Genomic DNA, 16664 nt, shown 5'->3' with positions numbered 1-16664 from the left:
GGAAAATGGAGAATTGCGGCAATGGATATGCGAAGCGCAAAATATCCGTATCGGCTGGATGTGGAAAGGCGATTGCCGGACGGCTCTCTTACGACAGACGGCTATGCGGCGCGGCATCCGGTTGAGTTTCGGCACTGGGGACACGCCCGCGGCTATGTTCTCTGGGGTGAGCGGATTGACCGCACGGACTGGGAAAACTGGCGTATCAACTACTATGGGAAATAATAACTAAATACGGATTCCTGATTTGCAAGATAAAAACATAAGGAGATAAGCATGGGATTTTTTGATAAAATTAAGCAGGGCTTCAAGAAAACCTCGGATGCGGTGAACCACTCGCTGGACAGCGTGTTCGCGGCATTTGTCAAGGTGGATGATGATCTGCTCGAGGAACTGGAAGAAGCACTCATCCTGTCGGACGTCGGTGCATCCACGGCGGCGAAGATCGTCGCTGAGGTCGAAAAGCGCGCCAAGCTGCGTAAGACCACCACGGCGGACGAGCTGCGCGACCTGCTCCGCGAGGTGCTGACCGACAATATGCTCGACAACCAGCCGCTGAATACGGACGGCAAGCCGGCGGTCATTCTGGTAATCGGCGTCAACGGTGTCGGCAAGACGACCTCGATCGGCAAGCTGGCGGCCCGCTATGTCAATGAGGGCAAAAAGGTTATGCTGTCGGCGGCGGATACTTTCCGCGCAGCGGCGGCGGACCAGCTCGAGATATGGGCTAAACGTGCCGGTGCGGACATCGTTCGCCACGGCGAGGGCGCAGACCCGGCGGCTGTTGTGTTCGACTCCATCTCGGCGGCCAAGGCACGCGGCAGCGATATCATCATCGTGGATACGGCAGGCCGTCTGCACAACAAGGCCAACCTGATGAACGAACTGGCGAAGATCGACCGCGTTATCTCCCGTGAGCTGCCGGATGCGTCGCGCGAAACGCTGCTCGTACTGGATGCGACCACCGGTCAGAATGCGGTTCATCAGGCTGAGGAGTTCAACAAGGCTGCCGAGCTGACCGGCATCATTCTCACCAAGCTGGACGGCACCGCAAAGGGCGGCATTGTGATCGCCATTTCGGCAGGACTCGGCGTGCCGGTCAAGCTGGTCGGCGTTGGCGAGGGCATTGACGATCTGATCGACTTTGACCGTGCGGCATTCCTGGAGGCTATCCTGCCGCCGGTTCATGAAAACACAGAAAACGACGAGGAACAGATCGAGGAGGACGAAAATGCAGAGACCTGACGGAAGAACCAAGGGCGCAATGCGTCCGGTGAAGATTACCACTGATTATACGATGTACGCGGAAGGCTCGGTGCTGGTCGAGATGGGCAACACCAAGGTCATCTGCACTGCGTCGGTCGAGGAAAAGGTACCGCCGTTCCTCGAGGGCAAGGGCCTCGGCTGGGTAACCGCCGAGTATGCGATGCTCCCGCGTGCGACCAACACCCGCAAAAAACGCGATATCAAGTCGCTCAAGCTGGACGGTCGCTCGAGCGAGATCCAGCGTCTGATCGGCCGTGCGCTGCGTGCGGTCGTTGACCGCGAAGCACTCGGCGAGCGCCAGATCACGATTGACTGCGATGTTATTCAGGCGGACGGCGGCACGCGCTGCGCGTCCATCACCGGCGGATTTGTTGCACTGTGGCTTGCATGCAAAAAGCTGCTGGCCGATGGGGTGATCGAGAAAATGCCGCTCACCGCACAGGTCGCAGCCGTTTCGGTCGGCATTTTTGAGGACGAAGCCGTACTCGACCTCAACTACGCCGAGGACAGCCACGCCATCGTGGACTGCAACGTGGTTATGACGAGCAAGGGTGAGTTCATTGAGGTGCAGGGCACCGGCGAGGGCCGTCCGTTTACGGATACCGAGCTGCGCAAGCTGCTCGGACTCGGCAAGCGCGGCTGCCTGACGCTGTGCCGCAAGCAGGCCAAGGTAATGGGGGAAAGTCTGTAATGCAGTTTGTACTTGCTTCCCATAACAAGAAAAAGCTGGCAGAGCTGTCCGCTATCGTGAGCAGCCTCGGCATCGAAATCATTCCGCTGCCGGAGGGTGCGCCCGAACCCGAGGAAAACGGCAAAACCTTCGAGGAAAACGCCATGATCAAGGCAAAATCCGCCGCAGAATTCACCGGTCTGCCTGCTCTCGCAGACGACAGCGGCCTGTGCGTGGATGCGCTGGACGGCGCTCCCGGTATCTACTCCGCGCGCTACTGCGAGGGTACGGACGAGGACCGAAACGCCTTTTTGCTGAAAAATATGCAGGATAAGGAAAACCGCGCCTGCCGTTTCGTGTGCGCAATCGCGTGTGTGCTCGCGGACGGCGAAACGCTCACCGTGCGCGGTGAATGTGAAGGGGAACTGCTCCGCGAGAACCACGGTGCAGGCGGCTTCGGCTATGACCCGCTGTTCTATGTCGAGAAATACGGCTGTACCTTCGGCGAACTGTCCGCAGAGGTCAAGAATACAATCTCTCATCGGGCAAATGCTTTGAATAAGCTGAAAGAAGCCTTAAAGGATAAAATATAAGCGAAGCCGTAGGGCGGGGGCGCCCTCACCCCGCCGTTCGTAACGGTGTGCAGATGATATACGCGGTAGGCTGAGGGCAGCCCGCCCTACGAAAAAAATATAACGAAATTACAGGAGTTTACATTTATGCTTAACACAAAACAACGCGCACAGCTTCGTGCAATGGCAAACCCGCTGGCGGTCACGCTGATCATCGGCAAGGAAGGTGTAACTGATGCGGTAGAACGCGAGCTGGACGCGCTGCTCGAATCCCACGAGCTAGTCAAGGGCAAGGTGCTCGAGAGTGCGATGCTGACGCCGCGCACGGTATCCGAGGCGCTCTGCGAGGCCACCGGCGCGGACGCTGTACAGTGCATCGGCTCCAAGTTTGTGCTGTACCGCCAGTCCAGCGATGAGGACAAGCGCAAGATCGTTCTGGTAAAATGAGGACGGGAATTCTCGGCGGCACATTCAATCCGCCGCATCTGGGACATCTGCACGCGGCAGAACTCGCGCACCGTGCGCTGAACTTAGATCGGGTGCTGTTCATTCCGACCAATATTCCGCCGCACAAGGTACTGCCGGAGAACACCGCGTCCGCAGAGGACCGGTGCGAGATGGTGCGCCGCCTGACGGCAGAAAAAACGTGGGCGATGCTTGACACGATAGAGATCGACCGCGGCGGCGCAAGCTACACGGTGGACACGCTCCGCGCGCTTCATGCACGCGGCGAGACCGACCTGCACTTGATCGTTGGCACGGATATGCTGCTCTCGTTCGATAAAATCTGGCGTGCGCCGGACGAGATCGCGCGGCTGGCTTCGCTTGCTGTCTGCGCCCGCGAAAACGAGGACTGGGACGCGCTGCGTGAAAAGGCGGCGGCGCTCAAGGACTCGCTCGGTGCAACCGTAGAGCTGGTGCAGGGCGACAGCCTGACCATTTCCTCAACCGAGCTGCGGCAGGGCGGTGCACTGCGATGCTATACACCGGAGTCGGTCGCGGATTACATCGAAGAAAAGCATTTGTACGGCTATTAAGCCTGTAAAATACAGGTTTGACAGATAAATACAGCAGCTTGTTCAAAATCAGTAGTTTAGGAACAGCCTGCGGCTCGTTCCTCCTTGTCGGCAAAGCTGCAGTTTTGCGGCAAGAAATACAGAGAAAGGCGGGAAAAGTTATGTTATGTAATGAAGAAATGCGTAAAAGTATCCTTTCCAGACTGCAGGGCTACCGCTATGAGCACTCGCTCGGCGTGGAGCGTGCGGCGATCATGCTGGCAGAAAAGTACGGCGAGGACCCGGAAAAAGCGGGTACTGCAGGCATTCTGCATGACATAACAAAATATCTTTCTCCGCAAGAACAGTTGAATTTATGCGAGAAATACGGTATAATACCCTGTACCGTCGAAAAAAGCGAGCCGAAAATGCTGCACGGAAAGACGGCGGCAGCCATCGCGCGGGCCGAATACCACATGCCCGAGGATATCTGCGATGCCATCGCCTGCCACACCACCGGCAAGAACCATATGACGCTGCTTGACAAGATCTTGTATCTGGCGGATTACATCGAAGAAACTCGTGATTTTCCCGGCGTGGACAAGGCGCGTGAGCTGGCGCAGATCGACATCGACAGTGCCCTGCTCTACTGCTATGACCAGACGCTGACCGAGCTGGTCGCACGCGGAAAACTCATTCACAGCGATACCATTGCCGCTTATAATGATATGATCCGGCAGGGTGTCAGCTGGCGGGACAAGTAAAATGGAGGCAGGAATCGTTTGAAACTATTCGGAGGAAGCGGCGGCAGGAAAAACCGCAACGGAGACAGCACTCCGGCACAGGCTCCCGCTCAGCAGGCAGCGCCCAAGCCGGAAGGGAACCACCAGCCGATCTCGGCGCCTAAGCCGGGCGGCAAAAAGGGAAAGGCTCCGAAGGAGAAAAAAAAGCTGACACCCAGACAGAAGGGCAAGCGCATTGCCATCGTTATGGCGGTTGTGCTGGTGCTGTTCGCGTGCGCAGCTGCTGCTGCGGTGTGGTTCGTCCGTTCGCCGCAGGCGACGATCAAGGACAAGGAAAACGGCGATAAGGTCGATGTGAGCAGCCTGCTCAACTCGGGCACCCGTATTGACGATGTGTTTACGTTCGTGGTCGGCGCAGTTGATGAGGACGAAACACGAACAGACGCTTTGATGGTCGCAACCATGGATACCAAGGATAAGACCATCAACGTCATGAACATCCCGCGCGACACCATGTGCAACAACACGGCAACCGGCGCGAGCAAGAAGATCAACGCGGCCTACGGCATGGATACCGGCGGCAAGGGCGGCAACATCGAGCAGACGAGCAAGGAAATCGAGCGTCTGATGGGCTTCCGGCCGGATAAATACGTTATCGTCAATTTTGACGGCATTGCAGCCATCGTGGATGCGATCGGCGGCGTGGATTATGACGTGCCGTTCGATATGAAGTACGATGATCCGTCGCAGAATCTGCACATCGACCTGAAAAAAGGCCAGCAGCATCTGGACGGCAAGCAGACTGTCGGCTTTCTGCGCTGGAGACACAACAACGATTACACCGTACAGTACACCAACGGCGATGAAGGCCGTGTAGAGAATCAGCAGAAGTTCCTCAAGTCGCTGGCAGGTCAGGTGCTGCAGATCAAGAACGTGACCAAGATCCGCTCGATCGCAGAGGCCGTGTTCAAGAACGTCAAGACCGACTTCAGTGCCGGCGAGCTGCTGTGGATGGGCATGCAGGCCATGCAGATCGACAACAGCAGCATTCAGTTCTTTACACTGCCCGGCTACGGCAAGATGAGCACGGCGGGCACCTCGGTGCAGTATTCGTTCTTCTTCCCGTATTACGACCAGACGTTGGAGCTGGTAAACAAGTATTTCAACCCCTACGAGGAGCCGATCTCCAAGCTGGACATTGTCGGCGGACCGGATACCACTACTTACTCGGGCGGCTATGTAAGCTCGGGCGAGGAAGATAATGTATGGGGTGACACCTCCGGCTCGTACGATTACAGCGAGGATTATTACGAAGAACCGGATTACAGCTACGATGAGCCATCCTACGACAACAGCGGCTCGGGCGGCGATTATTCGGATAACAATGACTACTCGGGCGGCGACAGCGGCGGAGACTCTTCCGGCGGCGACAACGGCAGCGGCTCCGGTGAGGAGAGCGGCGGCGACTACTCCGGCGGCGATTACACCGGCGGCGGAGAGGACAGCGGTGCTTCCTCCGGCGGGGACGACGGCGGAACGTACGATCCCGAGGCATAATAAAGGCAATATACCATAATCGGCAGAAAGGCAAACCCTTTTCTGCCGCACAAAAGGAGTTTATACTTTGACTGCAAAAGAAACTGTAAAGGCGATCTGCGAAGCGCTGATCGAGAAAAAGGCTCAGGGCATTGAGGTGCTGCATGTTGAGCGCCTGACCGAGCTGACCGAGTATTTCGTCATCTGCTCTGCGTCCTCCACTACGCAGGTTAAGGCACTGGCGGACAATGTAGAGTGGCACCTGAAGTATGACCATGACGAGATGCCGCACCACACCGAGGGCTATGAATCCGCACAGTGGATGCTGCTGGACTACGGCTGCGCTGTACTGCATGTATTCATGCCGGAGGCACGCAAGTTCTACAATCTGGAGAACCTGTGGAAGGACGGAACGCCGGTAACGCTTGAAGAGCTGGGTATCGAGGACAAGTAAAATACTGACATGCGGCGGCCCCGGAAACGTGTCCGCCGCGTTGTCGCGCTCAAAATCAAAAACTCACTTTAGGGGGAGAATCCGTTGAAGTACGATCATAAACAAGTAGAAAAGAAATGGCAGGACATCTGGGACGAGAAGCAGTGCTTCCATGCCGAGAATGACTCGGACAAGGAGAAGTTCTACGCGCTCGTAGAGTTCCCGTATCCGTCTGGTCAGGGTCTGCATGTAGGCCATCCGCGCTCCTACACCGCACTGGATATCGTTGCGCGCAAAAAGCGCATGCAGGGCTACAACGTGCTGTATCCGATGGGCTGGGACGCATTCGGTCTGCCGACTGAGAACTTTGCCATCAAGAACCATGTTCATCCGGCAGAGGTCACCAAGAAGAACATCGCACGCTTCAAGAGCCAGCTCAAGAGCCTTGGTCTGTCGTTCGACTGGTCGCGTGAGATCAATACCACCGACCCGAGCTACTACAAGTGGACCCAGTGGATCTTCCTGCAGCTGTTCAAGAAGGGCCTGGCCTACAAGAAGGAAATGAGCGTAAACTGGTGTACCTCCTGCAAGTGCGTTCTGGCGAACGAGGAGGTTGTTAACGGCGTTTGTGAGCGCTGCGGCAGTGAGGTCGTTCACAAGACCAAGAGCCAGTGGATGCTCGCCATCACCAAGTATGCACAGCGCCTGATCGATGATCTGGACGATGTGGACTACATCGAGCGCGTCAAGATCCAGCAGAAGAACTGGATCGGCCGTTCCACCGGCGCAGAGGTCGATTTCAAGACCACTGAGGGCGATACGCTGACCGTTTACACCACTCGTCCGGACACCCTGTTCGGCGCGACCTACATGGTAATCTCCCCGGAGCACCCGATGATCGAGCAGTGGGCAGACAAGCTGAACAACATCGAGGACATTCGCGCGTACCGCGAGGAGGCTGCCCGCAAGTCCGACTTCGAGCGCACCGAGCTGAACAAGGACAAGACCGGCGTTAAGCTGGACGGCGTTGCCGCAATCAATCCGGTAAACGGCAAGCAGATCCCGATTTTCGTTTCCGACTATGTTCTGATGGGCTACGGCACCGGTGCCATCATGGCTGTCCCGGCGCACGATGACCGCGACTGGGAGTTTGCTAAGAAGTTCGGCTGTGAGATCATCGAGGTCGTTTCCGGCGGTGAGGATGTCCAGAAGGCAGCCTTTACCGCAAAGGATGAGACCGGTATTCTGGTCAACTCGGATTTCCTCAACGGCAAGACTGTCAAGGACGCTATCCCGGCTATGATCGAGTGGCTGGGCGAGAAGGGCATCGGTCATGCCAAGGTGCAGTACAAGCTGCGTGACTGGGTATTCTCCCGTCAGCGTTACTGGGGCGAGCCGATTCCGATCGTCAAGTGCGACAAGTGCGGCTATGTGGCTCTGCCGGAGGATCAGCTGCCGCTTGAGCTGCCGAACGTAACCAGCTACGAGCCGACCGATAACGGCGAGTCTCCGCTGGCGCACATGACTGACTGGGTAAACACCACCTGTCCGTGCTGCGGCGGTCCGGCAAAGCGCGAGACCGATACCATGCCGCAGTGGGCCGGTTCCTCCTGGTACTTCCTGCGCTATATGGACCCGCACAACGACAAGGCGCTTGCCTCGCCGGAAGCACTGAAATACTGGTCTCCGGTTGACTGGTACAACGGCGGCATGGAGCACACCACGCTGCATCTGCTGTACAGCCGTTTCTGGCATAAGTTCCTGTATGACATCGGCGTAGTGCCGACCAAGGAGCCGTATGCAAAGCGCACCAGCCACGGCATGATCCTCGGCGAGAACGGCGAGAAGATGTCCAAGAGCCGCGGCAACGTCGTCAACCCGGACGAAATCGTTGACACCTACGGCGCAGATACCATGCGTCTGTACGAGATGTTCATCGGCGACTTTGAGAAGGCTGCTCCGTGGAGCCCGAAGTCCATCAAGGGCTGCCGCCGCTTCCTCGAGCGTGTATGGGCGCTGGCTGACAAGGTGCAGGACGGCGACACCTACTCCGAGCAGCACGAGGTTCTTATGAACCGTACCATCAAGAAGGTCGGTGAGGATGCAGACAACCTCAAGGCCAACACCGCTATCGCAGCGCTGATGACCATGCTCAACGAGTTTTACGACAAGGGCGTAAACAAGGCTGAGTACAAGACCTTCTTGGCGCTGCTCAATCCGTTTGCACCGCATATCACCGAGGAGCTGTGGCAGCAGCTCGGCGAAACCGGTCTGCTCTCCGTAGCACCGTGGCCGACCTACGACGAGGCCAAGACCGTCGAGAGCACGGTAGAGCTGGCGGTACAGGTAAACGGCAAGCTGAAGTGCACCATTAAGCTGGCAGTCGATGCGGACAAGCAGACTGCGATCGATACCGCAATGGCAGAGGAAAAGGTACAGCACGCCATCGAGGGCAAGCAGATCGTAAAGCAGATCGTTGTTCCGGGCAAGATCGTAAACCTTGTCGTAAAGTAAGAAGGAATGCCGGATTTCCGCGTCAAAAAGAAAAAATCGAAAACTACGGGAAAAAGTAGTTGACATTGACGCGGAAATTCGATATAATATCCTTACGGTTTTGTGTATGGATGTATACAAACTGTGCTAAGCGATCCCCATGAGGGGAACGTGCGGAGGGAGGGAAAACTGTGTCGGAGATCCGCATCAAGGAAAATGAGTCTATTGACAGCGCACTGCGTCGCTTCAAGCGTTCGTGTGCCAAGGCGGGTACGCTTTCCGAGCTCCGCAAGCGTGAGCATTATGAAAGCCCGAGCGTAAAGCGCCGCAAGAAGTCTGAGGCTGCACGCGCAAAGAAGAAGAAGTTCCGCTAAAATAGAATTTCCAGAGAGCAGATGGTTAAACGTCTGCTCTTTTCTTTTTTCTGCACCGACCCAGCGGGGCGTACGAACCCGCTGGCGCAGTTTGTGTACCCCGATTAGCTGGTGCAAATTAGCAAATCAGAATTTCCGGCATTACCGCCGATAACCCTGCATACACCTGTATAATGGAGGACAAAATAATGAACATAACCGTATATCTGGGTGCAAACGAGGGCCGCGAGCCTGCCCTTAAAACCGCCGTGCGCGAGCTTGGCACATGGATTGGCGAGCACGGCCATACACTGGTCTACGGCGGCTCACGGGTCGGTTTGATGGGCGCGGTCGCGGAGAGCGCACTGGCTGCAGGCGGTAAGGTCATCGGCGTAGAGCCGCGCTTTTTTATCGAGCAGGAGCTGCAGCTGGACGGTCTGACCGAGCTGATCGTCACCGAGGATATGACCGATCGCAAAACCAAAATGATCGAGCTTGGAGACGCGTTCATCGCCTTTCCGGGCGGTACGGGCACGCTCGAGGAGATTGCCGAGGTGATGAGCAAGCTGGCGCTGAACCATCTGGATGCACCGTGCATTTTTTATAATCTCAACGGCTATTACGACCATATGAAGGCACTGCTCGACCACATGATCGAGATGGAGCTGTCCACCAAAGAACGGCAGAAGAAAATCTATTTTGCGAACACCTTGGAAGAGGTTACAGCACTTTTGAATTGAGAATGAACGTATCGGGTTTGCAGTCGCGTCATTTTCAATTTAGAAACGGTATGTTTACGGTTTCTTCAAACTTTCTACATACTTTAGACATGGGATTCCTGTATCCTGTAATCACAGCAAGGGAACAGCAAGCTGAGTGATAAAAACACTTGCCATCCCTTTTGAAATAGATACTTCATAGGGAATCTTTTTCTCCGACTGTGTGAGCAGTCAATCCTTCAAAAATCTGTCTGGCCCTGTGGGACGGAATACCGCGCAGGCTCCCGGACAGTCCAAAAACAAGAGGTGCAAGACACCCATTAGGCAATACCACACAATTTCCGCAAAGTACCGCGGCAGCGCGACCGGAGTCTGCGTAAGAAGCCGCTGCTTTAATTGCGCGGTGTTGCCCCATACAACGCGCTTTCAGCAGGAACTGAGAGCGCGCATTTTTGCGTTCGGGCAAAATGGGGGGCAAGGCAGTGATTTGTCTGGTTTTAGCATTTCTATGGATTGCGAAAACAGAACAATTGTTCTGTTTTGTTGACATAAACAATGATATGGTGTAAAATTGATATAAATGACTATTTCATATCTGAACAGATATAATAAAGTAAGTAAAACTTCGGAAATTGGGAGTTAAAGTATATATGAGCAAAGCAAAGCCGTCATACGGCAACGAAAGCATCTCCTCACTGAAGGGTGCGGACCGTGTGCGCAAGCGCCCGGGCGTTATCTTCGGCTCGGACGGACTGGAGGGCTGCGAGCACGCGGTCTTTGAGATTCTGTCCAACTCGATCGACGAGGCACGAGAGGGACACGGCACCGAGATCATCACCACACGCTATGCGGACGGCTCGATCGAAGTCGCTGACCATGGCCGCGGTATCCCGATCGAATGGAACGAAAACGAGCAGCGCTACAACTGGGAGCTGGTCTTCTGCGAGCTGTACGCAGGCGGCAAGTACAAGAACGACACCGGCGAAAACTATGAGTTTTCACTTGGTCTCAACGGTCTCGGTACCTGCGCGACGCAGTATTCCTCGGAGTACATGGACGTCACCGTTATCCGTGACGGCTTCGAGTACGGCCTGCACTTTGAAAAGGGCGAAAACAAGACCGGCACCAAGGAAGGCTACACCAAAAAGCCGACGAACGCGCGCAAAACCGGCACGACCATCCGCTGGAAGCCCGATCTGGAGGTATTCACGGATATCAACATCCCTGTGGATTATTATCTGGATACGCTCAAGCGGCAGGCGGTTGTCAACAGCCACATCAAGTTTGTGCTGAAAAATCAGGTGGGCAGCAGGTACGAGACCACCGAATTCCTCTATCAGAACGGCATTGTGGACTATGTGACCGAGCTAGCAGGCGAAAATCCGCTGACCTCGGTGCAGTTCCTCGAGGGCGAACGACGCGGACGCGACCGCGCCGACAAGGCCGAGTACAAGGTGAAGCTGTCGTGCGCGTTCTGCTTCTCCTCGGCGGTGTCGCAGATCGAGTACTACCACAACTCCTCGTGGCTGGAGCACGGCGGTGCACCGGACAAGGCCGTTCGCTCGGCGTTCGTGTCCGCCATCGATGCGTATCTCAAGCAGAACAACAAGTACAACAAGAGCGAGAGCAAGGTCACTTATCAGGATATTTTCGACAGCCTCGTGCTTGTCACCAACTGCTTCTCCACCCAGACCTCCTACGAGAACCAGACCAAGAAGGCCATCACCAACAAGTTCATCCAGGAGGCCATGACTGAGTTCCTCAAGGAAGGACTCGAGATCTACTTTATCGAGAACAAGGCCGAGGCGGACAAGATCGCAGAGCAGATCCTGATCAACAAGCGCAGCCGCGAACAGGCGGAAAAGGCGCGTCTGAATATCAAAAAGAAGCTGTCCGGCAATATTGACCTCGCTAACCGTGTGCAGAAGTTCGTGGACTGCCGCACCAAGGATGCGTCCCGCCGTGAGCTGTATATCGTCGAGGGTGATTCCGCACTCGGTTCGGTAAAGCAGGGCCGCGACAGTGAATTTCAGGCTATCATGCCGGTGCGTGGCAAAATCCTCAACTGCCTCAAGGCGGATTACGATAAAATCTTTAAGAATGATATCATCACCGACCTCCTCAAAGTCCTCGGCTGCGGTGTCGAGGTGCGCGGCAAGGCGGCAAAGGACCTTTCTGCGTTCGACCTCGAAAGCCTGCGCTGGCACCGCATCATCATCTGCACGGATGCCGATGTGGACGGCTTCCAGATCCGTACGCTCATTCTGACTATGCTGTACCGTCTGGTGCCGACGCTCATCGAACAGGGCTACGTTTATATTGCGGAGTCGCCGCTGTATGAGATCACCTACCGCGACAAGAGCTATTTTGCGTTCGATGAGAGCGAAAAAGCGGCCATCCTCAAAAAGCTGGAGGGCAAAAAGATTCTTATCCAGCGCTCCAAGGGTCTCGGCGAGAACCAGCCCGAAATGATGTGGGAGACCACCATGAACCCCGAAAACCGCCGCCTGATCCGCATTACGCCGGATGAAGCGGCTGCCACGAGCGAAATGTTCGACCTGCTGCTCGGCGACAACCTCGCCGGACGCAAGGAGTATATTGCCGAGAACGGCGCGGATTATCTCGAGCTGGCGGATATTTCGTAAGATATGCGAGGAATGCGCAATGTCTATTGAATTATTGACGGATAATCACCGTGAAAGTGTATTAAATGCTTTGGGTGAAAGTCAGCAAAGAATCTATATTGTTACACCATTTATCAAAAAGCAACCAGCACATAGGTTAGCACAGATTATTCAAAAGAATAAGGTAGACTGTGTACTGATTTCACGGTTTAATTATGAAAATTTTGCGACCGGTGTAAGTGATATTGACGCTTTGATTGAACTGCATCAAGCGGGTGCAAAAGTCTTGGCACTGAAAAATCTGCATACAAAACTCTATTTAATAGACAATCGTATAGTGATACTGGGTTCTGCCAATTTTACGAATGGCGGTTTGCAGGGCAACCATGAATTGTCTCTTATTGCGACTGATGAATCACAGTTGTTTCAAAAATGCGATGAATATTTTGCAGATATGCGCGCGGCGATAGAAGCTGACCACAAAGGCATAGTTACGGGAGAATGGCTTCATACCGTAAAAAAGAAAGTGCAGCAGCTTTGCAAGGATAAGAAAAAGAATGCTTCAACGGTAGATAAAACTGGAGATTTAGGTGTGGAGCTGTCGCATAAAGCGACTGTGGAAGAAAATGATACTGTACAGGATTTTTTGCAGTTGAAGCCGAAGAAAAAAACGCAGAATCGCTGCTGGCTAAAGTTTTCGGCAAGTTCTGCACAGAGAAAGCCGTATAAACCGAATCAAATACAGCCATATGCATTTGATTATAATAAAGCGGGGCAATGTGCAACTTATTTCTCGGAGAAGCATAAGCCGCGGAAAATACAAGAAGGCGATAAAATCTTTTTGGCATTGCATTCGTGGGATAAGAATGGAAAAGCCTGCCCGATTATTGTAGCGCAAGCGTTTTGCCATGAATTTAAGGAAGAAAACAAATTAGATGAAGATTGCCAATGGCCGTATTTTATTGAGTTGTATAATGAACAAGCCCTTCCGGAAGTAAGCAAGACCATTCAATATGGCGTACCGCTGTATGAGGTGGTGGAAGCATTAGGTACAGATATGTATGCTTCTTCGCAGGGAACGAATAAGCCGTTGGAAACGCTTCTGCACAGTCATCGGCAACAGGCATATTTGGAATTAACAGATAAAGCGAGAGAATACTTAGAATCGAAATTCAGAGAATAAGTTCCTGAGATGAACGGGAGAGCATAATGGCAAAAAAGAAAACCGACGAACCAAAAGTATATAAAGAACACCCTTCGGTCGATCAGCGCATCACGGACACGCTGCGCGAGAACTACATGCCGTACGCGATGAGCGTTATCGTGTCCCGCGCGATCCCGGAGATTGACGGCTTCAAGCCGTCCCACCGCAAGCTGCTGTACACCATGTACAAGATGGGCCTGCTGAACGGCAACCGCACCAAATCCGCGAACATCGTGGGTCAGACCATGAAGCTGAACCCGCATGGCGATGCGGCTATCTACGAGACTATGGTGCGCCTGACACGTGGCAACGAGGCGCTTCTCATGCCGTTTGTGGACAGCAAGGGCAACTTCGGTAAGGTATACTCGCGCGATATGGCATACGCCGCGCCGCGTTATACCGAGGCCAAGCTGGATGCGTTCTGTGCCGAGCTGTTCCGCGATATCGACACCGACGCGGTGGATTTTGTGGATAACTATGACGGCGAGATGAAGGAGCCGACGCTGCTGCCGACGACCTACCCGAACATCCTCGTGTCCGCGAATACCGGCATTGCGGTCGGCATGGCATCCAATTTCTGCGGCTTTAACCTCGCGGAAGTCTGCCGCACGACCATCGAGCTTATCAAAAACCCCGAGCACGATATCCTTTCCACGCTGCCTGCGCCGGATTTTACCACCGGCGGCGAGCTCATTTACGATGAAGCGGAAATGCGTGCCATCTACCGCACCGGACGCGGCTCGTTCAAGGTGCGCGCAAAATGGGCGTACAACAAGAAGGATAACCTGATCGAGATCACGGAGATTCCGTACACGACCACCATCGAGGCCATCATCGACAAGATCGCCGAGCTGGTCAAGAACGGCAAGGTGCGCGAGATTGCCGATGTGCGCGACGAGACCGACCTTGCCGGTCTGAAGATCGCCATCGACCTCAAGCGCGGCACCGACCCGGAAAAGCTGATGGCCAAGCTGATGAAGATGACCACCCTGCAGGACAGCTTCTCCTGCAACTTCAACGTGCTGATTGCAGGCATGCCGCGCGTGCTCGGCGTAGCCGAACTGCTCGATGAGTGGACAGCGTGGCGCACCGAATGCGTTCGCCGCCGCGTGTTCTTCGACCTCAACAAGAAGAAGGACAAGCTGCATCTGCTGCTCGGTCTGCGCAAAATCCTGCTCGATATCGACAAGGCGATTAAAATCATCCGCGAGACCGAAGAGGACGCAAATGTTATCCCGAACCTGATGGAAGGCTTCGGCATCGACAAAATCCAGGCCGAATTTATTGCGGATATCCGTCTGCGCAACATCAACAAGGAGTATATCCTGAAGCGCACGCAGGAGACTGAAGCACTCGAAAACGAGATTAAAAAGCTGGAGGAAATCGTCAAGTCCAAGGCGAAGATCCGCAATATCATCATCAAAGAGCTGGAGCAGATCATCAAGAAGTACCCGTCCGAGCGCCGCACGCGCATCATCACCGCGGATAACGTGCAGCAGTTCGACGAGGAGGATCACATCGAGGATTATCCGGTGCTGCTGTTCCTCACCCGCGAGGGCTACTTCAAGAAGATTACGCCGCAGTCGTGGCGCATGTCGCAGGACCATAAGCTCAAAGAGGGCGATGAGGTGTTCTGGACTGCCGAGGCGACCAACAAGAACGAAATTATCTTCTTCACCAATATGCAGCAGGCGTACAAGGCGCACCTGTACGATTTTGAGGACAGCAAGGCGTCTGTGCTCGGTGATTACCTTGCGTCTAAGCTCGAGATGGACGAGGGCGAAATGCCGGTTTACGCGGTTCTGCCGGGAGATTACAAGGGCAGTATGGTCGTTGTGTTCAAAAACGGCAAGGCAGCCCGGTTTTCGATGGAATCCTTCGAGACCAAGACCAACCGACGCCGCCTGACCGGCGCGTACTCGGATAAGGCGCCGGCTGTGGCGTTCTTCCACCCAATCGAGGAGGAGAGCGAGGTCACTATGTTCTCGACTGCCAACCGTGCGCTCACGTTCCGCGCGAGCATGCTCGATGTCAAGGCAACCCGTTCCACGCAGGGCGTGCAGACCATGGTGCTGCGCGGCAAGCATACCATTACGCGGGCGTGCCGCACCGAGGACGCCGCGCTCAGCGATAATGCGCGCTACCGCTGCCGCAGTATTCCGTCCATCGGCGCATTGCTTACCGATGAGGATCTGCCGGATAAGCAGCTCAAATTGCTTTAATGCGAAACGCAGAGGGTTTCCTCTGCGTTTTTTCTTTGCACCGGCTGAGCGGGGTGCGCGAACTGCGTCAGCGTGTTCGTCCCTAACGGGCGGGAAGTTTTTCGCTGAACCTCAGCGGGGAGTGCGCCTACCCGGCGGGGGCACAAGAGGGTAGACACCTGCGGTTTCCACCCTCTTGTGAATCACCCCTTTCCCTTAGAGGGTCTGGCGCAGATTGCCTACATGTGACCGCTGCGAAAAGGGGAACGGCAGAGGATTTTTTCTATCGTAGGGGAGCACAGTGTGCTCCCGTGTCGAGACATATTCGCAGTGTCAGATAGTGTTCTGCTACACATACGGGCTACTTTGCACAGAGCGCGGCATGACAGTGCCGCGCAACTCGTCAGCGCGTTATTATAGACAGCACCTGCGAGGATAAATTATACCAAACGTCTAAATTCGCAGGTGCCGTGCGTTACAACGTGCTAAAGACTTGCGCGACACTGTTATGTCGCGCCTGCGCAGAGTAAACCGCCTGTGTAGCAGTACGCTGTCTGTGAACTGCGAAAAGGCGGAGAAAGACACGCTGCGGTAACCCGACTGCCGTACCCCTGTTTCGGAGCGGTCACATGTTGGTAATCTGCGCCAGATTAGGAAGTAAGGGAAAGGTAGGAGTTCAAAGAGGAAGGAAAACCGCAGGTTGTCCTTCCTTTTTGCCCCCGCCGCGGGGCGCGGCACGCTCCCGCCGTCCGCAGGCGGCGAATCCTCCCGCTGAGGTTCAGCGGAAAACTCCCCGCCCGTTAGGGGCGAACCCGCTAACGCAGTTCGTGTGCCCCGCTCAGCCGGTGCAGAAAA

Annotated in this window: 15 protein-coding genes; all 15 read left to right on the top strand. The window is 54.9% G+C overall.

Going from position 1 to position 16664, the window contains the following annotated elements:
* Positions 1-21: 21 nt before the first annotated feature.
* The 15 genes from PGY33_RS00520 (at position 22) to PGY33_RS00450 (ending at position 15830) form a co-directional block, all read left to right on the top strand.
* Complete coding sequence (locus PGY33_RS00520; protein WP_117492604.1) at positions 22-225, top strand: hypothetical protein; 204 nt, start codon at positions 22-24, stop codon at positions 223-225.
* Positions 226-276: 51 nt separating this feature from the next.
* On the top strand, positions 277-1245 hold the full coding sequence (gene ftsY, locus PGY33_RS00515; protein ID WP_270476890.1) for a signal recognition particle-docking protein FtsY: 969 nt from the start codon (positions 277-279) through the stop codon (positions 1243-1245).
* Positions 1232-1957, top strand: coding sequence for a ribonuclease PH (gene rph / locus PGY33_RS00510; protein ID WP_117492600.1), 726 nt, complete (start codon positions 1232-1234; stop codon positions 1955-1957). The genes ftsY and rph overlap by 14 nt, the downstream gene beginning before the upstream one ends.
* Complete coding sequence (gene rdgB, locus PGY33_RS00505; RefSeq protein ID WP_270476889.1) at positions 1957-2529, top strand: RdgB/HAM1 family non-canonical purine NTP pyrophosphatase; 573 nt, start codon at positions 1957-1959, stop codon at positions 2527-2529. The genes rph and rdgB overlap by 1 nt, the downstream gene beginning before the upstream one ends.
* Before the next feature lie 126 nt (positions 2530-2655).
* Positions 2656-2955, top strand: a complete 300-nt coding sequence (locus tag PGY33_RS00500) for a YhbY family RNA-binding protein (RefSeq protein ID WP_110436450.1) — start codon at positions 2656-2658, stop codon at positions 2953-2955.
* Entirely contained in the window at positions 2952-3545 is a 594-nt protein-coding gene (gene nadD / locus PGY33_RS00495) for a nicotinate (nicotinamide) nucleotide adenylyltransferase (protein ID WP_118285376.1), read from the top strand. Before PGY33_RS00500 ends, nadD begins: the two co-directional genes overlap by 4 nt.
* Before the next feature lie 140 nt (positions 3546-3685).
* Positions 3686-4267: a bis(5'-nucleosyl)-tetraphosphatase (symmetrical) YqeK gene (yqeK, locus tag PGY33_RS00490; protein ID WP_118360399.1), complete on the top strand. Its 582-nt coding sequence runs from the start codon at positions 3686-3688 to the stop codon at positions 4265-4267.
* Positions 4268-4285: 18 nt separating this feature from the next.
* Positions 4286-5803, top strand: coding sequence for an LCP family protein (locus tag PGY33_RS00485; protein ID WP_270476885.1), 1518 nt, complete (start codon positions 4286-4288; stop codon positions 5801-5803).
* 67 nt (positions 5804-5870) lie between these two features.
* The gene (gene rsfS, locus PGY33_RS00480) at positions 5871-6236 is read left to right on the top strand and encodes a ribosome silencing factor (protein WP_110436454.1); all 366 of its coding nucleotides are present in this window, start codon (positions 5871-5873) and stop codon (positions 6234-6236) included.
* A gap of 84 nt (positions 6237-6320) precedes the next feature.
* Positions 6321-8729: a leucine--tRNA ligase gene (leuS, locus tag PGY33_RS00475; protein WP_270476882.1), complete on the top strand. Its 2409-nt coding sequence runs from the start codon at positions 6321-6323 to the stop codon at positions 8727-8729.
* 170 nt (positions 8730-8899) lie between these two features.
* Positions 8900-9082 carry a 30S ribosomal protein S21 gene (rpsU, locus tag PGY33_RS00470; protein ID WP_031472056.1) on the top strand — a complete coding sequence of 61 codons (183 nt, stop codon included), beginning with the start codon at positions 8900-8902 and terminating at the stop codon, positions 9080-9082.
* 188 nt (positions 9083-9270) lie between these two features.
* Positions 9271-9801, top strand: a complete 531-nt coding sequence (locus PGY33_RS00465; RefSeq protein ID WP_270476878.1) for a TIGR00730 family Rossman fold protein — start codon at positions 9271-9273, stop codon at positions 9799-9801.
* A gap of 629 nt (positions 9802-10430) precedes the next feature.
* On the top strand, positions 10431-12425 hold the full coding sequence (locus PGY33_RS00460) for a DNA gyrase/topoisomerase IV subunit B (RefSeq protein WP_270476877.1): 1995 nt from the start codon (positions 10431-10433) through the stop codon (positions 12423-12425).
* A gap of 19 nt (positions 12426-12444) precedes the next feature.
* Entirely contained in the window at positions 12445-13587 is a 1143-nt protein-coding gene (locus tag PGY33_RS00455; protein ID WP_158557316.1) for a phospholipase D family protein, read from the top strand.
* A gap of 26 nt (positions 13588-13613) precedes the next feature.
* Positions 13614-15830 (top strand): DNA gyrase/topoisomerase IV subunit A, encoded by a 2217-nt coding sequence (locus PGY33_RS00450; protein ID WP_270476875.1) that lies wholly within the window; start codon positions 13614-13616, stop codon positions 15828-15830.
* The last annotated feature ends 834 nt before the right edge of the window (positions 15831-16664 follow it).

Origin of the sequence: Butyricicoccus sp. AF18-9LB, assembly GCF_027684505.1 — a bacterium.
In the GTDB taxonomy this organism is placed as follows: Bacteria; Bacillota; Clostridia; order Oscillospirales; family Butyricicoccaceae; genus Agathobaculum; species Agathobaculum butyriciproducens.
This window is presented reverse-complemented; position numbering and strand designations above follow the sequence as displayed.